This is a genomic window from Streptomyces niveus (assembly GCF_001723055.1).
Lineage (GTDB): Bacteria > Actinomycetota > Actinomycetes > Streptomycetales > Streptomycetaceae > Streptomyces > Streptomyces niveus.
Genome location: NZ_MDCR01000225.1, coordinates 1 through 21,166 on the forward strand (window position 1 = coordinate 1; position 21,166 = coordinate 21,166).

General features: G+C 68.9%; 25 protein-coding genes and 1 tRNA gene. 13 read left to right on the forward strand and 13 right to left on the reverse strand.

Annotated features, from left to right (window positions below; all coding sequences use genetic code 11):
• The first annotated feature begins 288 nt into the window (after window positions 1-288).
• The 10 genes from BHU15_RS24780 to BHU15_RS24825 all read left to right on the forward strand — a co-directional run bounded on the left by BHU15_RS24780 (window position 289) and on the right by BHU15_RS24825 (window position 9,727).
• Window positions 289-361: transfer RNA gene (locus BHU15_RS24780), tRNA-Arg, on the forward strand.
• A gap of 617 nt (window positions 362-978) precedes the next feature.
• The gene (locus tag BHU15_RS24785) at window positions 979-1,857 is read left to right on the forward strand and encodes a hypothetical protein (RefSeq protein WP_069629226.1); all 879 of its coding nucleotides are present in this window, start codon (window positions 979-981) and stop codon (window positions 1,855-1,857) included.
• Window positions 1,858-2,403: 546 nt separating this feature from the next.
• Window positions 2,404-3,585 carry an ATP-binding protein gene (locus BHU15_RS24790; protein WP_069629227.1) on the forward strand — a complete coding sequence of 394 codons (1,182 nt, stop codon included), beginning with the start codon at window positions 2,404-2,406 and terminating at the stop codon, window positions 3,583-3,585.
• A 17-nt stretch (window positions 3,586-3,602) separates the two neighbouring features.
• The gene (locus BHU15_RS24795) at window positions 3,603-4,427 is read left to right on the forward strand and encodes a roadblock/LC7 domain-containing protein (protein ID WP_069629244.1); all 825 of its coding nucleotides are present in this window, start codon (window positions 3,603-3,605) and stop codon (window positions 4,425-4,427) included.
• Entirely contained in the window at window positions 4,420-4,809 is a 390-nt protein-coding gene (locus BHU15_RS24800) for a DUF742 domain-containing protein (protein WP_069629228.1), read from the forward strand. Before BHU15_RS24795 ends, BHU15_RS24800 begins: the two co-directional genes overlap by 8 nt.
• Before the next feature lie 3 nt (window positions 4,810-4,812).
• Entirely contained in the window at window positions 4,813-5,373 is a 561-nt protein-coding gene (locus BHU15_RS24805) for a GTP-binding protein (protein WP_023540982.1), read from the forward strand.
• A gap of 10 nt (window positions 5,374-5,383) precedes the next feature.
• A complete protein-coding gene (locus BHU15_RS24810; protein ID WP_069629229.1) occupies window positions 5,384-6,769 on the forward strand; it encodes a cytochrome P450 family protein in 1,386 nt (461 codons plus the stop codon).
• Window positions 6,770-6,860: 91 nt separating this feature from the next.
• On the forward strand, window positions 6,861-8,108 hold the full coding sequence (locus BHU15_RS24815; protein ID WP_069629230.1) for a cytochrome P450: 1,248 nt from the start codon (window positions 6,861-6,863) through the stop codon (window positions 8,106-8,108).
• A complete protein-coding gene (locus BHU15_RS24820) occupies window positions 8,105-8,905 on the forward strand; it encodes an enoyl-CoA hydratase/isomerase family protein (protein ID WP_069629231.1) in 801 nt (266 codons plus the stop codon). The genes BHU15_RS24815 and BHU15_RS24820 overlap by 4 nt, the downstream gene beginning before the upstream one ends.
• A 171-nt stretch (window positions 8,906-9,076) precedes the next feature.
• Complete coding sequence (locus BHU15_RS24825) at window positions 9,077-9,727, forward strand: GntR family transcriptional regulator (protein ID WP_069629232.1); 651 nt, start codon at window positions 9,077-9,079, stop codon at window positions 9,725-9,727.
• A 17-nt stretch (window positions 9,728-9,744) separates the two neighbouring features.
• On the opposite strand, the gene BHU15_RS24830 is transcribed toward BHU15_RS24825, so the two are convergent.
• On the reverse strand, window positions 9,745-10,575 hold the full coding sequence (locus BHU15_RS24830; protein WP_069629233.1) for a carbon-nitrogen hydrolase family protein: 831 nt from the start codon (window positions 10,573-10,575) through the stop codon (window positions 9,745-9,747).
• A 13-nt stretch (window positions 10,576-10,588) separates the two neighbouring features.
• Complete coding sequence (locus tag BHU15_RS24835; RefSeq protein ID WP_069629234.1) at window positions 10,589-11,935, reverse strand: MFS transporter; 1,347 nt, start codon at window positions 11,933-11,935, stop codon at window positions 10,589-10,591.
• Window positions 11,936-12,075: 140 nt separating this feature from the next.
• Here BHU15_RS24835 and BHU15_RS24840 point away from each other — a divergent pair, with 140 nt between their 5' ends.
• Window positions 12,076-12,762 carry a DUF2848 domain-containing protein gene (locus tag BHU15_RS24840; protein ID WP_069629235.1) on the forward strand — a complete coding sequence of 229 codons (687 nt, stop codon included), beginning with the start codon at window positions 12,076-12,078 and terminating at the stop codon, window positions 12,760-12,762.
• A gap of 26 nt (window positions 12,763-12,788) precedes the next feature.
• On the opposite strand, the gene BHU15_RS24845 is transcribed toward BHU15_RS24840, so the two are convergent.
• The 9 genes from BHU15_RS24845 to BHU15_RS24880 all read right to left on the reverse strand — a co-directional run bounded on the left by BHU15_RS24845 (window position 12,789) and on the right by BHU15_RS24880 (window position 17,836).
• Window positions 12,789-13,226, reverse strand: coding sequence for a cupin domain-containing protein (locus BHU15_RS24845; protein ID WP_069629245.1), 438 nt, complete (start codon window positions 13,224-13,226; stop codon window positions 12,789-12,791).
• 103 nt (window positions 13,227-13,329) lie between these two features.
• Window positions 13,330-14,496: a methyltransferase domain-containing protein gene (locus BHU15_RS24850; protein WP_069629236.1), complete on the reverse strand. Its 1,167-nt coding sequence runs from the start codon at window positions 14,494-14,496 to the stop codon at window positions 13,330-13,332.
• A complete protein-coding gene (locus BHU15_RS40355; RefSeq protein ID WP_023540973.1) occupies window positions 14,493-14,648 on the reverse strand; it encodes a hypothetical protein in 156 nt (51 codons plus the stop codon). The genes BHU15_RS24850 and BHU15_RS40355 overlap by 4 nt, the downstream gene beginning before the upstream one ends.
• A 124-nt stretch (window positions 14,649-14,772) precedes the next feature.
• A complete protein-coding gene (locus BHU15_RS24855) occupies window positions 14,773-15,156 on the reverse strand; it encodes a VOC family protein (protein ID WP_368483216.1) in 384 nt (127 codons plus the stop codon).
• A 28-nt stretch (window positions 15,157-15,184) separates the two neighbouring features.
• Window positions 15,185-16,045 carry a helix-turn-helix domain-containing protein gene (locus BHU15_RS24860; protein ID WP_069629238.1) on the reverse strand — a complete coding sequence of 287 codons (861 nt, stop codon included), beginning with the start codon at window positions 16,043-16,045 and terminating at the stop codon, window positions 15,185-15,187.
• The gene (locus BHU15_RS24865) at window positions 16,042-16,578 is read right to left on the reverse strand and encodes a DUF6879 family protein (protein ID WP_069629239.1); all 537 of its coding nucleotides are present in this window, start codon (window positions 16,576-16,578) and stop codon (window positions 16,042-16,044) included. The genes BHU15_RS24860 and BHU15_RS24865 overlap by 4 nt, the downstream gene beginning before the upstream one ends.
• A gap of 2 nt (window positions 16,579-16,580) precedes the next feature.
• A complete protein-coding gene (locus tag BHU15_RS24870) occupies window positions 16,581-16,784 on the reverse strand; it encodes a hypothetical protein (protein WP_023540969.1) in 204 nt (67 codons plus the stop codon).
• Window positions 16,785-16,967: 183 nt separating this feature from the next.
• On the reverse strand, window positions 16,968-17,396 hold the full coding sequence (locus BHU15_RS24875; RefSeq protein ID WP_069629240.1) for a DUF6415 family natural product biosynthesis protein: 429 nt from the start codon (window positions 17,394-17,396) through the stop codon (window positions 16,968-16,970).
• Window positions 17,393-17,836 carry an ATP-binding protein gene (locus BHU15_RS24880; protein ID WP_079128358.1) on the reverse strand — a complete coding sequence of 148 codons (444 nt, stop codon included), beginning with the start codon at window positions 17,834-17,836 and terminating at the stop codon, window positions 17,393-17,395. Before BHU15_RS24880 ends, BHU15_RS24875 begins: the two co-directional genes overlap by 4 nt.
• 263 nt (window positions 17,837-18,099) lie before the next feature.
• Between BHU15_RS24880 and BHU15_RS24885 the strand changes: the two genes are divergently transcribed.
• Both BHU15_RS24885 and BHU15_RS24890 read left to right on the forward strand, forming a co-directional pair.
• Entirely contained in the window at window positions 18,100-18,978 is an 879-nt protein-coding gene (locus BHU15_RS24885; RefSeq protein WP_069629241.1) for a helix-turn-helix domain-containing protein, read from the forward strand.
• Window positions 18,979-18,983: 5 nt separating this feature from the next.
• Window positions 18,984-19,190 (forward strand): DUF397 domain-containing protein, encoded by a 207-nt coding sequence (locus BHU15_RS24890; protein WP_069629242.1) that lies wholly within the window; start codon window positions 18,984-18,986, stop codon window positions 19,188-19,190.
• Between the two features lie 112 nt (window positions 19,191-19,302).
• On the opposite strand, the gene BHU15_RS24895 is transcribed toward BHU15_RS24890, so the two are convergent.
• Together BHU15_RS24895 and BHU15_RS24900 are read right to left on the reverse strand one after the other, a co-directional pair.
• Window positions 19,303-20,295 carry a WD40 repeat domain-containing protein gene (locus BHU15_RS24895; RefSeq protein WP_141726876.1) on the reverse strand — a complete coding sequence of 331 codons (993 nt, stop codon included), beginning with the start codon at window positions 20,293-20,295 and terminating at the stop codon, window positions 19,303-19,305.
• Between the two features lie 87 nt (window positions 20,296-20,382).
• Window positions 20,383-20,895, reverse strand: a complete 513-nt coding sequence (locus BHU15_RS24900; protein WP_171908441.1) for a DUF6879 family protein — start codon at window positions 20,893-20,895, stop codon at window positions 20,383-20,385.
• Between the last annotated feature and the right edge of the window lie 271 nt (window positions 20,896-21,166).

The window sequence follows — 21,166 nt, forward strand, 5'->3', positions numbered from 1 at the left end:
CGCCCGCCCCCGCAGCTCAGGCTCGGCCACCAGCCAGCGACGCAGCGAGCCAGCGGCCTGCGTGTGATCCCCGCCCTGTTCCTCCGCCGTGCCACCGCCGAACGAGAGATTGATCTCCACGCTGCTCGTTCCTTCCCCCGAATGATGTCCGCCCCCTTCATCGTAGAGCGGCCCCCACTCGCACCACCGGCCTTCCCCACACGGAGAAACACCGCGGGTGCGTATCCGCTACGCTGTCGGTGGCCAGTCGTTGCCACCGCGCGTCACCTGCGCGGGGAACACGACGGAGCCTCCGTAGCTCAGGGGATAGAGCACCGCTCTCCTAAAGCGGGTGTCGCAGGTTCGAATCCTGCCGGGGGCACAGAGAAACACCTGGCCAGAGGCCCTTCCGCCCATTGGACAGGAGGGCCTTCGCGCTGCGAGACGCCGACAGAAGACGAGCTGGCCCGGCGCCGGTACGAGAAGCCGGTCGAGCGGCCTGAGGCGTGTCTCTGCCCCCGACTGAGGCCGCTTTGCAGGACTGCTCAGACGTGATGCAAAGGGACCTGGCGACTACGCATCATCCGCCCGATCGCATCCGACAGCACCGAGCAGGGCGCGCAGCACGCGCCATGCGCGCGTCCGACGGGCGGTGTTGCCGGACCATATGTATACGGCGCTGAGAACACTGACGAGCAGACAAACAGCTACCGGCACGGTCAGGGGCAAAAGGGCGAGCGACGTCATGTGATGGCCTTCTCCATGTGAGCTGTGAGTGACCGGATCCATCCGGTGCTTCCACGCTCCGGCAGCGCGCGGAGCCGATTACAGAAGTGGACGCGGGCTGTCGAACTTGTCTATGAGGCAGACAAGTTGAGACGTCTGCCGCCGCTGCCTTACAGAAGTTGACGCAGGCCTCCACCTGTGGCGTCCGAGATTCTCGGGCGCGGGCTGCGTGGCCCTGCGATGATCGGCTGGGAGCGGACCGGAGGGGGAGTCATGGCGTCGGCGGCATCCCAGACCATGCCGGGGCCGGCGCTTGAGCGGCTCAGCTATCGGCTGAAGCTTCTTCACCGGCAGAGCGGTGAGCCGAGCTTCCGCGTCGTGGCCCAGCGCACCGGCAAGGCCATCAGCCATACAACCGTGGGCAACGTGCTGCACTGCGCGAGCCCGCCGGGCTGGGGGGCGCTGGAACTCGTCGTGGAAGCCCTGGACGGTGACGTGGACGAGTTCCGGACGCTGTGGGTCGCCGTACGGGACGAGACCTCGCCTCTGGCACTGCCCAAGCCGGTCGCCTGGGAGGAAGAGGCGGAAGAGACCGCACCAACCGTGGATCTGAGCATCCCCGATCTCGATGCCGTGGAGGAAGACCTTCAGGACCAGGCAACCAGGCGCAGCCGTCGTGAGGGAGAGACCCGCAAGGAGTTGTTGCTGGCCCTTGAGGCACGTGCAGACCTTGCCGACCGGCTGATCCACTTGCACGAACAGCTGGGCCACGAACGGGGGCGTAACGAGGAACTGCGCCGACGCGTCGCCGATCTGCAAGATGAGCTGGGAAAGCACAGCCAACGCATCGAGCGGCTGCAGGACGAACTGCGGGAAGTCCGTGATGAGCGGCTGGTACTCCTGGAGAAGCTGAACGGGCTGCACGCCCGTCGCGCAGAGCTCTATTTCACTTGGGCCAGGGAGGAAGAGCGCCAACGCTACGCCGCGGAGTCTGGGCGCGAGGTTGTCCTACGCGCGCGAGACCTGGAAGTTCAGAACCTTCGGGAACGGCTCAACGCAGCCGAGGTCCTGCTGCGATCGGTCGTGGAGTCGCAGACCCAGGACCAGCAGGGCGGGAAAGAACGCGGCGCCTTCGAAGAGGACTCTCCGTGATGACGCCGACGCCGGGGTTCCCTCGATTTCCGCGCCTCGGCACGCATAGGACACACATCACACTGTGCCGCCCCCAGGACCGCCACCCCCCTCTGTGGAAGCGTCATCCCGGGCGCGATCCGTGAGGCTTCCTGGTGAGGGTGTGCCTGGCGTTCATCTTGTGGACCCCTGTGGGCCCCGGGGTGGCCCCAGGGCATGTGAGAGATTGTCACTCCTCTTGTGAAGGCCCTTGAATGACTCGGGGTTGACCGTGAGAGTACGGGGGAACCGGTCGCGGAGGCATATGCCTCCAAACTGTCAATACGCATATGCGGGATACATGTTGGCCGAACCGTGGGACCCCTGGTGGAGCTGAGGCGGCAGAGGGAGCCGGTGATAGCATCCCCGCATCTGTGATCTTGATCCACTAGCCTCAGATGCTGTTTCGCGATCGGCGGCCCCCACCCTCCACGCGACAGCGGCCGGGCGGCGCCGAGCGGCAGTGTCGCGGGTACTCGCGAGGTGCATCCGTCGCCGTCCGCATGGCATGCGCCGGGAAAGGTTTCCATGATTCGAGACGCACTTGTGTGGTGCTTGGTTGCGGTGGCGGCGATAGCCGTCGTCGCGGTCGTGGCACTCGCCGCCCGCAACAGAGCCCTGGGGGCCAAGAAGCAGCAGAGCGAAGGCGAGCTGAGGCACCAGCTACACATATCGGACCAACAACTCCAGCTCGCGCGGGCCGAGTTGATGAGGTTCACGACCGATCTGGACCGAACTCTCCAAGAGGCCAAGGAAGCGGCGGAGGAGAACACCAAGGCCGTCCTCAAGGGCGCCGCCAGCTTCCTGCAGAGTCTCGCGGCGGAGCAGACGACCCTCCTGGACGACGTGCAGCGCAAGTACGGCAACCACGCCGTCCTCAGCGATCTGCTGGAAGTGAACCACGCCAACGCGCAGATGGCGCGTAAGGCGCAGGGCATCGCCGTCATGTGCGGTGCGCCGCTCGGCCGCCGTAAGCGGGCCGCGAGCGTGTACGACGTGGTGCGCAGCGCCCAGGGGCAGATCCGCAACTTCCACCGGGTCTCCATCATGCAGCAGACCGGTCTCGCCCTGAAGGCGTCCGCGGTCGCCCCCGTGGCCCTCGCCGTCGCCGAACTGCTGGACAACGCCGCCAGCTTCTCGCAGCACGACGCGCCTATCGAGATCACGTTCCAGCGGGTCCAGAACAACCTGTGCATCGTCATCGACGACGCCGGCGTCAGCATGAACGACGAGGACCGGCAGCGAGCGACCGAACTGCTCTCCGGCAACATCGTCCCCCGTCTGTCGCAGCTCGGGAACCAGCCGAAGTTCGGCTTCCCGGTGATCGGGCTGATCGCCCGGCAGTACGGCTTCAGGGTGGATGTGACCGGAGTCTCCCGGTACGGCGGCGTCCGGGCCGTCGTCCTGTTGCCCGAGGAGCTGTGGACCGTGGAGGAGACACCGCCGGCCTACGAGGCCCCCGTCAGCAACATCCTGCGTACCGAAGGCCGCCCGCAGAACGGGTCGCGTACGACGCACGGCCTGCCGAAGCGCGGCGCGCGCCAGGCTCCCATCGCCAGCGTGCCCGACCCCGAGAGCACGCCGCCGGCGCCCCGGAGCGCCGAGGAGCCCAGCCGTTTCTCCGGACGCAGCCTGGGGGCCTTCCAGCGCGGCACGCTTTCCGGCCGAAACCTTGATGCCACGTCGCTCGAAGGGTCCGAAGACGCATGACCGCAGACCTGTCGTGGATGCTTGAGGACATCGTGCACAACGTGCCTCGGGCACGGCACGCCGTCCTGCTGTCCGCGGACGGCCTCCCCCGCGGGGCCACGGAAGGCCTGGCCCAGAAGGACGTCCGTACCATCTCGGCCGCCATGGCCGGGATGCAGTCGCTCAGCCGTGCCACGGCCCACTTCGCCGGCCCTGAGGAGGACCGGCAGTGGAACCAGACGATCATCGAGTTCTCCCACGGGTGGAGTTTCCTCATAGGCGCCGGACAGGGTGCCTATCTGGCCGCCGCGGCGGCGCCCGATGTGGACATGCAGCAGATCTCCTTCCGTATGCAGCGCCTTGTCGCCCGGCTGGGCAACAACCTCACGTCGCCCCCGAGGCTCAAGTCGGAGGCCGACGCGGGCGCGGGGCACACCGCGGCGCCGAGGCCTGAGGGCAGGCGCGATTCGGGGTTCGTACTGCCCGAGCTCGACCGGGTGGTCGACGAGGTACGGGGCGCCCGGCACGCCGTACTGCTCGGGGCGGACGGTCTGCCCCGCGGCTCGACCAGCGGGATGAACAGAGACCTGGCGGACACGATCGCCGCCGCGATGACGGGCATTCACGCGTACAGCAGAGTCACCTCGCAGTTCGCCGGCGTCCTGGAGGACGCCGAGTGGCGCCAGACGGTCATCGAGTTCCAGCACGGCTGGATCTTCCTCATGGCCGCCGGCCCCGGCGCCTTCCTGGCAGCCGCCGCCCAGCACGACTGTGACATCGAGGAGTTCACCACTCGTCTGCACGAGGTGGTGCCCAGACTGACCACGCCGACAGCACGGGGAGAGAGGGCGGGCCATGCCTGACGAGCACGAGCCCGAGCAGGAGTTGGAGCTGACGTCGCCGTTGGTTCCCCTCTTCGTGATCACCAACGGGCGTGCCCTGCCCCCGGACCACCAGTACGAACACACCGCCCTGGTCATGGCGGCGGAAGGCGCGTCCGCCATGGCGGGCGCGCTGTCTCCCGAGGCGCGGCAGGTCCTGGACCTGATCACCGAGGGATTCCTGTCCGTGGCCGAGGTCGCCGGGCACACGCACCTGCCGGTGGGCATCGTGCGCATTCTGCTGGCGCAGTTGGAAGAGGACAGCCTCATCCTCGTGCGGAGGCCGGTACCGCGCGCCGAACGTGTCGACAGAGAACTGGTCAGCGCCGTGCTCGAAGGCCTTAAGAATCGATTCGGAGCGTAACGCGTGTACCTGGATCCGGACGTCTCGCAGACGGTGAAGATCCTCATTGTGGGGCACTTCGGAGTCGGTAAGACCACCTGCATCGGCAGTCTCTCGGAGATCGAGCCGCTGCGGACCGAAGAAGAGATCACCGAGGCCAGCGAGGGGTTCGACGACCTGTCGGGCACACCTCACAAGAAGACCACCACCGTGGCCATGGACTTCGGCCGCCTCACCCTCAGCGACTCGCTCGTCCTCTATCTCTTCGGAACGCCCGGACAGGAGCGTTTCAAGGAGATGTGGGAGGAGCTGTCGCGGGGCGCGCTCGGCGCGCTGGTCCTCGTCGACCCGGAGCGGCTGCACGAGTCCTTCCCGGTCCTGGACCTGGTCGAGAGCTTCGGCCTGACCTACGCCATCGGCGTCAATCACTTCGAGGGCAACACGGACTACCCGCTCGACGAAGTCCGCGAAGCGCTGAACCTGTCCGCCGACACCCCCGTCGTCAAGTGCGACGTACGCGACGAGGGCTCATCGGCGCCGGCGCTCATCACCCTCGTCCAACACCTCATGACCCAACTCGGCTAGGAGCGCCACCATGCAACAGCCGCTTGACGCCTCGCAGATACCCCCGGGCTGCCCCGCCCACAGCAGCCACGGCAACGTCCAGCTGCACGGCCCCGCCTTCGGAGCCGACCCCGACGGCCACTACGCGCACCTGCGCACGTTCGGCCCGAGCGCGCCGGTCGACATCGCCCCGGACGTCCAGGTCGAGCTGATCACGAGCTACGACGCCGCTCTGTACGTCCTGCAGAACCCCCAGTCCTTCGTACGTGACTCCCGCCGCTGGAACGCGCTGAACGAGGGCCGTGTCCCTCCGGACAGCCCGGCGCTGCCCATGATGAGCTACCGCCCCAACGCCCTGTTCAGTGACGGCGCGGCCCACGCCCGGCTGCGCCAGGCGGTCACCGACAGTCTCGCCACGGTCAACGAGCTCCAGCTGGTGAGGCAGACGCAGCAGTCCGCCGACTACCTGATCAGCCAGTTCAGCTCGGAGCCCCGTGGGCAGGCCGAGGTGATGGCGGACTACGCCCAGCCGCTGCCGCTGCTGGTCTTCAGCGAACTCTTCGGCTGCCCGCCCGAGATCGGCGACCGCGTGATCGCCGGTATCAGCGGCATCTTCGAGGGCACCCCGGGCGCCGACGAGGTGCTGGGCGGGGCGCTCACCGAGCTGATCGCCCTCAAGCGACGCCGCCCGGCCGCCGACCTGACGACCCGTCTGATGGAGCACTCGGCCCAGCTGACGGACGAGGAGGTGCTGCACCAGCTCGTGACGCTGCTCTCCGGCGGCACCGCGCCCCTGACGGCCGTCATCGGCACCAGCAGCGCGCTGTACCTGGACGAGGAGTGGCAGGACGGGCTGCCGGTCGAGGACGCCGTCTCGCAGAGCCTGTGGAACTACGCGCCGATCGCCAACTACGCGGCCCACTACCCGACTCACGACGTCGAGCTGAGCGGCCGGGTGGTACGGGCCAACGACCCGGTGCTGATCTCCTTCGCCGCGGCCAACACCGACCCCAAGCTCACCGAGCACCGCCAACAGCTCAGCGCGAAGGCGCACTTGGCCTTCGGCGCGGGTCCGCACGCGTGCCCGGCCAAGGACCCGGCGTTCGTGATCGCGGTCGCGGCCGTCGAGGCGCTGCTCAACCGGCTGCCGGATGTCGAGATGCGTGTCCCGTTCAAGACACTCGCCTGGGCGCCGTCCCCGTGGAGCCGCTCCCTGGTGACCGTACCGATCCGGTTCAGCCCCAGGACGGTCCCGTCGATGGCCACGAGGCCCTCCCAGCCCCAGGCGCCTCAGCAGCCGGGGACGGCCGAGCAGCGCTCCGGCGCCCAGGCACCCAGGCCCGCCTCAGCCGCCGCGCCGCAGCAGCAGAAGGGCGGAATGTTCAGCCGCTTCCTGGCATGGACGAGGGGGGAGTGATTTAAGTAACCCACTGAGACCCCTGTGTTATTGGATGCTTCAACTTTGATACGGGTAAGCATCGGATCGGTTCTCAGAAAGGGGCCCCATCATGGGAGTTGCCACCGCTCCGACGTACAACCGCAGGGAGTCCGCCTCCCTCTTCTCGCGTCTGCGGACGCCGAGGGGGCAGGCGGACCCTTTCCCGATCTACGAGGAGCTGCGGTCGAGGGGCGAGGTCACCCCGGCCCCCTGGAACGCCTTCTTCGCGACGAGCTTCGAGGTCTGCGATCAGGTGCTGCGCAGCCGGGACTGGCTTGAACCCGACCGGGACTGGCGCGAGAAACAGGGCTCGGGCACCCGTTGGAACGCCTCCTCGTCACGGGAGATGAGCCACACGCTGGCCGCGCTCAATCCCCCGGACCACACCCAGGCGCGCCGGGCGGCCGGCAGCTTCGACCGGGCCGCCGTGGAGCGGATCGGTGTGACGGTGACCCGGGCGTCGGATCAGCTGCTGGATTCCCTGGCGGAGCGTTTAAACGATGGTGAGGCCGACTTCGTGGCCCTGGTGGGCGACCAACTGCCGGTCGCCACCATCGGTGACTGGCTGGGACTGCCCGCCGCCGACTGGCCCCGTCTTCGACAGCTCACCCACGACCAGGTCTTCACCCAGGAACTGCTGCCCTCGGCGAGCCAGTTGGCCAGCTCCGACGCCGCCACCGCCGAACTGCGCTCGTACTTCGTGGAGTTGGTGAAGGACCGTCGCGCCAACCTCGGCGACGATCCCGTCTCCCGCTGGATACGGACGTGGGACGAGGTGGAACCCGACCGCGCCAAGGCGGATGAATCCGTCTATTTCCTTGTGCTGTTCGTGCTGCTGGCCGCCCTGGAGACCACCTCGACACTCCTGACGACCATGACGCGCCTGCTCGTCGAGCGCCCGGAACGCTGGGATCTTGTCGCCGACCGTCCTGACCTCGTACCCGCTTTCGTGGAAGAGACACTTCGCTACGACGCGCCCACCCATGTCATCAGCCGGGTGGCCGCGCAGGACTCTGTCCTGAGCGGCATGGAGATACGCAAGGACGAGATGATCCACCTCCTGGTGGGGGCGGCGCACCGGGACCCGGCCAAGCACAAGGACCCCGATGTGTTCGACCCCCTGCGCAAGCCCGCGCACCTGGCCTTCAGCGGAGGCATCCACTACTGCCTCGGCGCACCGCTGGCCCGCCTCGAAGCCCAGATCCTGCTCCGTCAACTCATACGCCGCTTTCCCCGTCTCACCCTCGTGCGCAGCCCCACGATGGCGCCCAGGGTGGCGTTCCGGCGCCCGCTGAACTTGGATGTCGCCCTCGCATGACCGAGACCGCCCACACGCTCACCAGCCCCGCCCGCAAGGCCATACAGGTCGAGCGGAGCGGCCCCCTGCTCCACGTCCGCCTCAACCCCTGGGTGGACCGGGAGGACGTCCTCGGTGTCGCCGTCATCGACGATCTCCTGCTGCTGCTCGACGAGTTGCACGAACGCCCGGACATCCGCGTCCTGACGCTGTCGTCCATGGGCAAGGACTTCTGTCTGGGCGCCGACCGCGACGAGTACCAGGACTCGCTCGCCGCGGACCCGACGGGAGCCGGACTGCGGCGCGTCGCGGACAAGGCCCACCGGCTCTGCCAGGCCCTGGAGAACACCCACGCGGTCACCATCGCCCGGCTGCACGGCGGGGTGATCGGTGCGGGGCTCGCGCTCGCCTCGTACTGCGATCTACGCGCGGGCGCGGACACCTGCCGCTTCCGGATGCCGGAGGTCGGCATCGGGCTGCCGCCCGCCTGGGGAGGCGCCATGGGCCGGCTGGTCTCGGAGGCCGGAGTCTCCAGGATCCGTGAACTCATGCTCACCTGCGAGGTGTTCGACGCGGAGACCGCCCACCGGCTCGGCCTCCTGCACAAGATCGCGCCGCTGGACCGGCTGGACCGGGTCGTCAACTCCTGGACGCGGTCGCTCGTACGGCGCTCCCCCGAGGCGCTGGTCCTGACCAAGCGCATGCTGGCCGGCTACGCGAAGGCCGACCGGACGGCGGACGCCTCCCTGCTCGACTCCCACCTGCTGGCGGCCCACGTCCAGCACCGGGAGCCGGGAGCGGCGGCCGAAGCGCGGTGAGTCGTACGCGTACGTGAGCCCCCGCGCGTACGTGATGGGCGGCCTCGTACGCGATGGCGGCCCCGGAGCCCCGTACACCCGGCCGGTGTACGGGGCTCCGGCGCGAGAGCCCGTGCGGAGCGGGGCGCTGTATACTCACTGTATGCAGTCATACGGGTCACGAGGGAAACCATGACGGCGGAGCGGACACCGGAGCCGACATCGGGCCGGGAGAAGGCGTACGCGTTTCTCAAGGAGAACGTCCTGACCGACCCGGACCGGCAGGGCGAGTTCCTCTCCGAGCAGGAGCTCGCCGACCGTATCGGAGTCTCCCGCACCCCCATCCGTGAGGCACTGCTGCTCCTCGCCGCCGAGGATCTCGTACGGCTGGTGCCCAAGCGCGGCGCGCAGATCGTGCCGCTGTCGGGGCGTGAGATCAGCGAAGTGATGGAGCTGCGCGGCATCGTCGAGCGGTACGCGGCGGAGCGGGTCGACCCCGGGGACCGGGATCTCCTCGCCGAGCTCACCGAACTCCTGGAGCGCCAGCGCGCGTTGAGCGGGCCCGAGCACGCGAAGGAGTTCATCGCGGTGGATCACCTCTTCCACGCGACGATCGTCGCCGCCGCGGGCAACACACTGCTCAACCGGCACTACGACGGGCTCCGCAGCCGGCAGATCCGGGCCGGGGTGGTGGCTCTGTACAACCAGCAGGGCCGCCAGGAGTCCGTGCTGACCGAGCATCGGGCGATCCTGGCGGCGATCGCCTCCGGTGACCGGCGTGCCGCGCGTATCGCGATCGACAGCCACCTGGAGACGACGCTCAAGGTCCTGCTGGCGGGCTGAGCCTCAGCGCGGATTCCTCAGCGCGCGTCGCCCTGGTGCTCCGGGCGCTCCCCCAGCGGCAGACGCCGGTTGGCCAGCACCGGTACGGCCCGCCGGACCGTGGAGACCTCGTCGAGGTCCAGGTCCGCGAGCAGCATCCCGGGCTCCTCGCCGAGGCTCTGCCGTACCGTCCCGTCGGGACCGATGACCGCGCTGTGACCGATACCGGTGGGAGCGTTGGAGGTCGGGAGAATCCCGGACGCCGCCGGGTCCGCCTGGCCCACGGCCGCGACCCAGAGGGTGGCGTCGAGCGCGCGGGCGCGGGTCAGCAGCTCCCACTGCTCGCGCTTGCCGGGGCCGGCGCCCCAGGACGCGGGCAGCAGGGAGAGCACCGCTCCCGCGTCGGCATGGGCCCTGAACAGCTCGGGGAAGCGGACGTCGTAGCAGGTGGCAAGGCCGATACGGACGCCGTCGACGTCGATGGTGACGACCTCGGAGCCGGGCGCCACAGAGTCGGACTCGGCGTAGCCGAAGGCGTCGTAGAGATGGATCTTGTCGTACGCGGCCTCCACACCGGGGCCGGTGGCGAGCAGGGTGTTGGCCACTTTCCCGTCCGGGGCCGGGGTGAACATGCCCGCGACCAGGACGAGTCCGGTCTCCTTCGCGATCTGCCGGACGGCAGTGGCCCACGGGCCGTCGAGAGGTTCGGCCAGCGGCGCCAGGGGACTGCCGAAGCAGGCCATCGCGGCTTCGGGGAAGACGACGACGCGGGCGTCCGCGTCCGCCGCCCGGCGGGCCTGTTCGCGAAGGAGTACGAGGTTCCGCTCGGGGTGGGGGCCGGTGGTGATCTGGCTCAGCGCGATGCGCACGGTGCGGCTCCTGTCAGTTGGTCGTCGTGGCGGGTGCTTCGAGGGACGACGTCGCGGGGACATCCTCAAGGGTGTCTTCCGACTCGTCCCCGTCGCGGCCCAGACACAGCCCGGTGACCGTGACGACCGCCGTGAGCGCGACGTACAGAGCCAGCGGCACCCAGGAGTCGTACGCGTCGAGCAACGCCGTGAACACCAGGGGCGCGACGGCCCCGCCGATGACTCCGGCGAGGGTGTACGCGAGCGAGGAGCCGGTGTAGCGCAGCCGCGCGGAGAACTGCTCGGCGATGAACGCCGCCTGCGGCCCGTACATGAACGAGTGGATGGCCAGCGCCACCACCACACCGAGGGTGAGCAGCGGCCAGCTCCCGCCGTCGGTCAGGGGGAAGAACACGAACGGCCACACCCCCGCCGCCAGGGCCGAAAGCCCGTACAGCAGGCGGCGGTTGACGCGGTCGGAGAGGGCACCCGCCAGGGGGATGAGGAAGACCTGGAAGGAGGACCCGATGAGTACGGCGGCGAGCGCCGCGCCGCGGGACATGTCGAGTTCGCCGGTCGCGTAGGTGAGGACGAAGACGGTGAAGAGCGCGTACAGCACGTCCGGGGCGACGCGGCTGAGGATCGCGGCGGCCAGCGCGCGCGGGTGCGTGGTGAACACCTCGCGGATCGGGGCCGTGGGGCGGGTCTGTTCGGCCTCCATCGCCTTGAAGACCGGGGTCTCCTCAAGCTTGGTGCGGATCCACAGCCCGAAGACGACGAGAACACCGGAGAGCAGGAACGCCACACGCCATCCCCAGGACACGAACTGGTCCTCGGACAGCAGCGCGCCGAGCGCCGCCAGTACGCCGTTGGCCATGAGGTTGCCCGCCGGCGGGCCGATCTGGGCGGCCGAGGCGTAGAAGCCGCGCTTGCGCGGATCGCCGAACTCGCTGGAGAGGAGTACGGCTCCGCCCCACTCACCGCCGACGCCGACGCCCTGCGCGAAGCGGAGGATGACCAGGGCGATGGGCGCGGCGACGCCGATCGTGGCGTAGCCGGGCAGCAGACCGATCAGGAGGGTCGCCACCCCGATCAGTACGAGGGTCGCGATGAGGACCTTCTTGCGGCCGATCTTGTCCCCGAGGCGGCCGAAGACGAAGCCGCCGAGCGGGCGGGACACATAGCCGACGGCGTACGTGGAGAAGGCCAGCAGGGTGCCGGTGGCGGGGTCCTCAGACGGGAAGAAGACATCGCCGAAGACCAGGGCCGCGGCCACGGAGTAGATGGCGAAGTCGTACCACTCCAGGGCGGTGCCGGTGAGGCTGGCGAAGAAGGCGCGGCGTACGGCGGAGCCGCCGTCGCCGCTGGTGCTCTTGTTCACAGTGCTTGTTCCTTCATGAGGGGCGCCTGGGTGCAGGGCAGCTGTCGACCTACCGGCATACTTCTTGTATACAGGTCGTATGCGCAACCCTTCCGCGCAAAGTTAACCTCGCCGATACCGCGATCGATGTGGAGAATCCCATGGCGCTGCTCACCTTCCAACTGCCCGACGGCACCACCCGCAGCACCGAGGTCGTCCAGGTGCTCAACGCCGGCTACGCGGGACGCAGCCAGGCCGACGTGGCCGCGCATGTCGCCGAGCTCGCCGAGCTGGGCGTGCCCGCGCCGTCCGTGACCCCCGCCCTGTACCCGGTTTCCCCCTATCTCGCCCAGCACACCGAACGCGTCAGCGTCCAGCACGGCCGTACGTCGGGCGAGGCCGAGTGGGCCCTGGTCGTGGACAGCGAGGGTGAGCTGCTGCTGACCGCCGCCTGCGACCACACCGACCGCGAGCTGGAGGTGCACGGCGTCGCGTGGAGCAAGAACGCGAGCCCCGACGTCCTCGCCCGGCGGGCCTGGCGGCTCGCCGACGTGGAGGAGCGGCTGGACGATCTGGCGCTGCGGGCGTGGGTGACCCACGACGGCCGGGAGACCCTGATCCAGAACGGCACCCTGGCCGAGCTGCTCACCCCCGGCTACTGGGCGGACGTCCTGCGCGAGCGCGGCGACCTGGTGCCCGGCACGGTGCTGATCTCCGGCACCATCCCGATGACCGAGGGCGTCGACCAGTTCGCCGAGCGCTGGCGCGTGGAGCTGAGCGACCCGGCCACCGGGGATGTGATCGACCTCGCGTATGACGTGGTCCGCATGCCCGCGCCGATCGGCTGACGACGGGGGCCGCCCGCCCCGGGGTGCTACTGGAAGTCGCAGCCCGGGTTGGGGGCGTCCCGCGACAGCGGCGCACCGTGCGGGAGGACGTACAGCACGTCCAGGACGAGGGGGACGGTACCGAGATTGCGCCCGATGTGAACGTTCTCGGCGCCGGGAGCTTCGGTCAACGTGTCCCCCGCCGGGTGCACACCGCTGGACTCGCAGGTGGAGTCGAAGTGGCTGAGCGTTCCCTTCTCCACGAAGGCGTACAGGGTCCCCTCATGGAAGTGCCAGCCGGTGCCCTGACCGGCAGGAATGGTGATCCGGCGCAGGACGTAGTCCTTGTCCCCCACGGTCGCCCGCGAAATGACCTCGCCGACGACACCGGGCCCGCCCGGCGTCGCCTCGGCCGTGCCGCCACCCACGAGTCCCGCTGCCGCGACGCCGGCCGCGACCATTGCGACCCGCCTGCGCTTGCTCATGTGCATGCCCTTCTCCCTGGACGAACGGTCTGTACGACGCAGCCCCAGGTTTGCCCACGACGACCTGCCGGAACACCTCGGCGCACGGCCGCGCCCGGCCGGCTCACAGGGCCCAGGACCGACCCGGGTCACCGAGCCAGGCGCTCTGTCCTTCCTCACTGACGGTCAGCCCGAAGGACTCGAAACAGGGCCGCCCCTGGCCGTCCCACCATCGGAACGCCCGCTCGACCTCGTCCCACAGCCGGCGGGGACCGGACTGTACGACTTCGAACTCCGAGCCGCCCGGCACATGGTCGGCGCTCGCCCAGGATTCGGTGTCGGTGGCGTAGAGCCACAGCGTGTACGCGCCGCCCTCGTACCTCTCCGCCCGCCAGAACACGCCCGGCACCCGCAGGCCGATGACGAACTGCGCCAGCCAGCCGCCGGTATCGGCGGGAGGCAGACGCGTGGAGCCTCGCTCGCCGTCGGCGGGCCACTCCCCGCCCTTCAGATAAGCCTCGAACGGCGGCCGGTGGGCACGCTGTTGGCGAAGCCGCATGAACGCGGAGGAGCGGGTGAACGGACCGCTCGCCGTCCCGTCGCCGCCGACCGTCAGACGTACGATCGCCTCACCGCCGTACGCGGTCCCCCAGGGGGCGACGATCGCACCGCCCACCGCCGTCTGGCCGATCCAGCCGCACGGCACCTCTCCGACCGAGCAGGTGGCGATGGTCCGCGTGTACGGGGCGCCGTCGGCGTGCCCGAGGCGGCCGTCGCCGATCACGACCGTGGGACTCCGTCGGGCACGGCGCAGGTTCGCGGTCGCCGACCGGGCGACCTCCGGGTCGTACTCGACGCTGACCACGTTCTCGTCACCGAGGCGTCGCGCGAGCAGCGCGGCGTTCCAGCCGGTGCCCGTGCCGATCTCCAGCGCCCTGTCCCCGTCCCGTACACCGAGGTCCGCGAGCATCGAGAACACCATGCGGGGCATGGAGCTGGAGCTGGTGGGCGTGGTGCCTACGCCGTCGCCCCGGTGCCGGCCGTCGTCCCACTGCGTCGTGAGCGGAATGTCGGAGTACACCGCCGCGCGCCATGCCTCGGGGTCGTCGCGGCGCGAGACCAGGGCGTTCTGACGGGTCCCGTCGGAGATGCCGGGCCAGATCCGGTCGGGCACGAACAACTCCCGGGGGACGGCTTCGCAGACGGGCAGCCACTCCGGCGTCAGCGCACCGGCCCGTACGAGCGCGGAGGCGAGCCCCTGGGGGCCCGCCTCCGCCGTACGCGTGGTCATCGCGTCTGCTTGCCGGTGGCCGGGCCGGAGCCGTCGCTCGTGTTGCCGCCCTCGTCGGAGCCGCCTCCGCCGTGCCCGGCGCCGCTGTTGGAGTCGTCCTGCTGGCTGCCGCCCTGGCCACCGCCGGTGCCTCCGCCGTGCTGTCCGCCCATGGTGGTCTCCCTTCCTGACGCGGTCGGCACGCCCGAACCGCCCTGCGGATCACGCTAGGGAGGGCTGTGATGCCTCGGCATTCCGATTGCGCCCGATTGCGGAAGCGGGGGCGATATCAGCCCTTCATGACGGGTCGAAGCACAGACAGAAGGGGTGTCCGGCGGGGTCGAACAGCACCCGGACGTTCTCCTGCGGCTGGAACTCCGCCACGGTGGCGCCCAGGGCAACGGCCTCGGCGACCGCTTCGGGCAGATCGCCGACCTGGAAGTCGAAGTGCGTCATCGGGCGCTGTTCCCCCTCGACCGGGGGCCAGACCGGAGCCCGGTAGCCGTCCGCCTGCTGGAACACGAAGAAGGGGCCCTGCGGGGAGCTGGCGAGGATCGCCGTTCCCGGCTCCTCGTGTCCGATGTGCCAGCCGAGGAGTTCGGCGTAGAAGCGCGCCAAGGCGCTGGGGTCCGGGGCCTCGATGGTCGTCCCCCACCACATACCACTGGTTCGAGATCTCATGCCGCCAGCGTGCCGGATGACACCGTGCTCACGCGACATGGAGAGCGGCCCGCGCGCGGGCGACGAGACGGTGCGCCCGCGCGCCGTGGACGGCGCTCTCGTCGAGCCGGTCCCAGACACGCCCGTACAGGGCGACATCGTCGCCCGCTTCGAGCTGGAACTCCGTGTTGACCGTCTCGACGACGACTCGTTCCTCGTCGAAGATCCAGAAGCCGTGCTTCGGGCTGAGCGTCAGCTGGGCGCTGAACGGGACGACACCCAGCGACACGCCGCCGACCGTGCCGGCGGTGCTCGCACCGATGACCCCGACGAGCCGGTCGAGCTGTCCGGCCATGACCTCCCGAGGGCAGAACCGGGCGTACAGCACCCCCTCCCAGACGAGGACACGGAAGGACCTCCCCGGCTCGTGAAGCACCTGTTGCCTGTTCATGCGGGCCCGTACCGCCTCGTCGGTGTCACGTGGGCTCCGCATCAACTCGGCGTTGTGGACGAGCAGATGGCGGGCGTACTGCGGGGTCTGGAACAGGCCCGGTACGACGGTGGCCTCGTACCCGCGTACGGCGGAGGTGTCCCGGTACGCGGCGACATACTTCTCCTGCACGGCCCGGTGCCCCGAGGCGAGCTGCCGTCGCCATGACCGCTGCTGCGACTCCAGCCCCCGCAACCGGCTCCTGAGATCGGCGGCCTCACCCGGCACACCGGCGGCCAGCGCCCACGCGTCCAGGTCGTCGGCCGTCGCGGTCTGCTTGCCGTTCTCCAACCGGGACACCTTGGACCGCTGCCAGCCGAGCCTCTCCGCCATGCATTTGCCGTTCAGCCCCGCGTCGGCACGCAGCTCACGCAGCCGAACCCCGAGAGCGACCCGGCCGACCTGGAAATCGCTGCTCACGTCCCCGACGGTACCCGCGTCTGGAACTCCCTTGTAGGCACGGCGTAATGCCACGCGATGTCCCGGACCTGGCAGGCCCGTACGACGCTCGCGGCGTCTTCGAGGACACGGACGCCGAGGGTCGTGCCCGCGTCATCGATGACGAACTTCACCAGAGTGCGGGAGTCGAACAGCCAGAAGTCGAACGCGGGCAGGTCGAGCCGTACGGCCTCCGCCCGGGTCAGCTGACGGATGTCCTCCCCCGCGGCGACGTTCCCGAGCCCGGAGGCGAGCAGGAACCGCTGCCCCTCGGTCGGCGGGTCGTCCACCAGACGTACGCGCTCGAACCGCTTGCCGAGCGCGGTCTGTTCGGTGACGTTCGTACGCCAGGAGTCGGGAGGTTCGTTGGCGACGTCCTGTCCGGCCTTCCAGCGCAGCCACTTGGGGCTCTCACGATCGGACGCGTAACCGGGCCGGGTCTCCAGGCGCCAGGCGGTGTGCTCGAACTCGGTGAACAGGTGGGTGATCTCGGTGAACGGGATCAGGGAAGGCAAGGTCACTCCTTGGGGGCGAAGCGGGTGAGCAGGTCTCGGGGGATGACGACGAAGCTCTCCGAGTCCTTGACGTCGCGCAACTGGGCGAGATCCTCGGAGTCGGTGAGGCGATCACCCTGCACGACGATGTCGCCCGTCTCGACAACCTCGTACAGCGTGGGGCAGTTGCCGTTGTCGGACGTCGTCCCGATGAACCTGAGCGTCATGTCGTCCTCCTGTGGGGCGGGTTGGATATTCAGATTGAGTCAGAGGGGAGCTGTCTCGCGTGCGGATTGCGGGAGATTGCGAGAGCGGGCGGCCCAGTCAGCAGCCGCGCCACAGTGCCGCGACGATCGAGCCGCCGACGGCGACGACCGCGATGACGTAGAGGGCCTGGGCCTTGGCGGTGCTCACCGGTCCGGGTCCCGGTGTTCGTGGAGGTCGGCGAACGAGCGGGTGGTCTCCGCGAGGGCGCGCATCAGCTCGTACGCGTGCAGGGGTGGGGTCGCGTAGTCGAAGACGTCGCAGAGGGCGAGCAGGCGGTAGGCGTCCCGGTGGAGCGCGAGGACGCGGGGGTCGTCCGTATCGCCGTCGTACTCGCACAGCAGGAGCTGCAAGTGCCCGCGGAGCTTGAGCGTGGTGACGTCCACCCAGGCGCGCGCGGGCAGCGGGAGCTGGAGGGTGAGGGCGTCGGCGACCGTACAGGAGATGGTCGCGAAGTCGATCGGGTAGTGCCGGTTGAGGGCCGTCAGGAGACGGCGGAGCGTCGCCGAGTCCTTGGTGAAGCTGAGCGGCCGATGCCCCCAATGGGCCCCGGGCGTACGCCGGTTGGGCGTCACGACGCGGCCACCTCCCGCGTGGCGACCCTGCACCACGTACAGGTCCCCCGCCGCCCCCACCCACGCGCGAGCGCGGCGACGAGCATCAGCCCCCGGCCGGACTCGTCGTCGGCCGCCGGGTGACGAACCCCGACCCGCGCGGGCCGGCCGTCGTCCGCCTCGATCAGGACGTCACCACCCCCGTCGTACGAGATCGAGAACCGGACACGGTCGCCGGCCCCGTGCACGACGGCGTTGGTGACGATCTCGCTGACGAGAAGCTGCACGGTCTCGACGACGCCCTCCGCGATGCCGCCTTCCCGCAGGAGCGCCCCGGCGATGTGGCGTAGATGCGCGACGCGGCGGGTGTGGGGGCGGAACGAGATGGTCAGGCGGACGGCGTCTCGTATGTCGACTGCGGTGAGTGGGGCGGGAGTTGCGCGGCGCGTCATGGGGGGCATGGGGAGTCCTTGTCGTCGAATCTCCGTGCTCACGCAATGAGTTGAATCAACTGCGTTGCGTGAGCTACCGGTATAGCCTCGCACCAGATCCACCGCTTTGGGGACCTCACAGCCGAATTCTGCGTGCGGACTTCTCCGTGAATCGCGCGCCACCCACGGGGCGTTCACGCAGCGAAGCAGTGGCTTCCGCTATGGCGCAGAAAGTTCCTTGCGGACGTGGAAGCAACGTCGACACACTGGAAATCGCCCCGAGAGGACGACAAATGATCACGGACATCGAGTCGGCCACACCGGCTCTGTGCCGCTTACATCTGGGCAACGAACTGCGTCACCTCAGGCAGAAGGCCGGACTGACATCGACCCAGGTCGTCAAGAAGGTCTACTGGAGTCCTTCGAAGCTCACCCGGCTGGAGACGGGAGAGAACGCGGTGGTCGAGCCCGTCGACGTCATGGCGCTCTGCTTGATCTACGAGGCGGACGAGGAAACGACGGAGCAGCTGAAGGGGTACGCGGTTGTCACCAAGCGGAAGCGGGACTGGTGGCAGTCGACGGAGTACCGCCCCGTCATCACGCCGGGTTTCAGGGCCTACTTGGGCCTGGAGGCCACGGCCGTAGCGCTGCACAACTATGAGTCGGAGTTCGTCCCCGGCCTGCTCCAGACCGAGGCATACGTGCGCGCGACCCATCAGAGCGCGCATCAAGGTCTCAGCGAAGAGGAGATCGCCCGCATGGTGGCCGTGCGGATGACTCGTCAGGAGGCACTACGCCGGGAGGGGCCGCTGAAATTCGCGGCGATCATGAGTGAGGCCGTGCTACACCAGCAGGTGGGAGGCCCTGAGGTCATGCGTGCGCAGCTCGCGCATATTGTTGACGTGGCCGCGCTCCCCAACGTCCGGGTCCAGGTGGTGCCCTTCAAGGCGGGTGCCCATCCGGGGATGAACGGGGCCTTCCACACCCTTCAGTTCCATGACCGTGACGCTCTCAAGCCGATCATCTACTTCGAGAACCTGGCCGATGCCTGGGTGAGTCGGCGGCAGTCAGACGTGGAGCTGCATGAGGAAGCGTTCAGCGAGCTGCAAGCCATTGCTCTCGGGCCGCAGGAGTCTCTGAGCATGATTAAGAAGGCGATGAAGGAGCTTTGATTCCTATGACGACGACGGCTGACGCGCTGTCCGGCGCCGACTGGTTCAAGTCGAGCTACAGCAACGACCACGGCGGAGCCTGCGTCGAAGGCGCCCACCTCCCCGGCGGAACCATGGCCGTACGCGACTCCAAGAACCCCGGCCCCGCCTTCATCCTCACCGGCGGCGCCTGGAACACCTTCGTACACGCCCTCGCCGACGGCGAGTTGTAGCAACCGGGCTGCGGGCCGCTCTCCCGGAGAGCGGCCCGCAGCCATGCATTGCGAGAAACCGTCCACCGGACGGGGTGGGCGTTCCGGATGAGGCGGGCGCCGCTCAGGCTTGTCAGAGGGTCAGGTCCCAGACGCGTACGACTCCGTCACGACCGGCGGTCACGGCAACCGCGCGGTCATGCATCGTGGTGACCACCACAGCTTCAACGCTCCAGTTGTGGCCGGTCAGCGGCGGCCCGACCTGCCTGCCGCTGGCAAGGTCCCAGATCCGCACGGTGCCGTCCTCACCGCCGGTCACCGCGACCGGACGGTCGCCGACAACGGCGACATCCAACGCGTTGACGCAGCCCTCATGACCGGTGGACGGTTCGCGGATCGGCTCGTCGCCGTTGTCCCCGGAGAGGTCGAATACGTACACCTTTCCGGCTGCCGTGCCCGCCACGATCACCGGACGACCGTCGAGCTGGGAAACGGCGACGGCGTATGCCCTCTCCTCCTCGTCCACGTGGAACGACGCGACCTGCTCGCCGTTCGCCGCGTCCCACACTTCTACTCCTTGCTCCCCTCCCCCAACGACCAGCGCGCGGCCGTCGATGCTCACCGTGGCGAGACCCCAGATGGAGCCGGCGTCCAACTCCACCGGAGACTCCTCACCGGACAGCCCCCACACCCGGACCCCGTCCCAGTGGACCCCACTACTTGCCACGAACAGTGGCGGTCCTTCGCCTGCCACCGTGGCGATGGACGAGACATAGGGCTCGTCATAGGAGGTCCCACGGAGCAATTCGCCACTGTTCAAGTCCCAGATGGCCACTCCCTGTTCGTCGCCGCCGGTGGCCACCACCACGCGCCCGTCCGAAACGGCCACGGCAACCGAGTCGATGCCGTTCTCGGCATCCGGGTACTCGGCGGCGAGCGGGTCCTCGGCGAAGGCGTACGCCAACGGCCTTTCCTGCCACTCGTCCTGCATCGGGGCCCAGCTCCACAGAGTGGGGAAGCCGGTGCACACCACCAAGGGCGCCCCGTCCACGTTGACCACGGCGATGTCGTCTATCCGGTGTTCGCCAGGCGCCGCGCTACTCAGAATCAAACGTTCGTCAGACACCCGGGCAGGATAGGAGGCGGGTCCGACAATCCGAGGTTTCGGAAGGCCGCCGGTTTCGGCTCTGTCCGTGTGTGGTTCAGATGGCTTTCAACGCGGCCGGTACTCCTCGTGCGCTGTTCCGAACTCCCACACCTTCCCGAAGGCTGAGGCACAGAGCTTCACCACTTCGAGGTCGGTCGTCAGCTCGTGCTCCAGAGAGTCGCCGTCCCCGTCGAAGTGGTTGATGAGGACGAGGCTGTCGTCGAAAAGCCAGAAGTCGTTGCCGGGAAGAGCGATGCCTGTCGCCCGACGACGTGGAAGCCAACGGACTTCCTCCCCGGCCGCGATGTTCAGTCCCTGCGTCACCTCGTACTCGAAGCGGATGTACTCGCTGACGGGTTCCGAGACGATGCGGGCCCGGCGTACCTCCACCCCGCGGCAGGTCGCCCTGGACACCAGCTCGTACCACTCGGGCCAGCGCGCGGTCGGGTCGATCCGCTGCCCGGCGCGCCAGTCGATGAAGGCGGGGTCCGACTTCATGTAGCCGTCGCGCATTTCGAGATGTACAGCCGAGCTACGGCAGTTCTGGAACAGTTCGTCAAACGTCGGTGCCTTGGCCACTCTTCACCTCCAGGAAGATCTCCACGACCCTTTCTGATCACCTGATGCTGCCGTGTGTCCGCCTCGGCGACGAGGGGCTTGCCAGAACTTGCCACCCACGGGGGGCCTCACCGACCGCCCGGCGTCGTCAGTGCCTCGACCAGTTGGCGGGCCCGGGTCTCGTCCGACAGGAGCGCTTCGAGCAGGGGGCCCGTGCCCGGGTCCGTCGTGGGGTCCAGGTTCAGGGGGGTCGACTCGTTGATGTAGTGCTCGGCCGGTTGGGGGTCGGGGG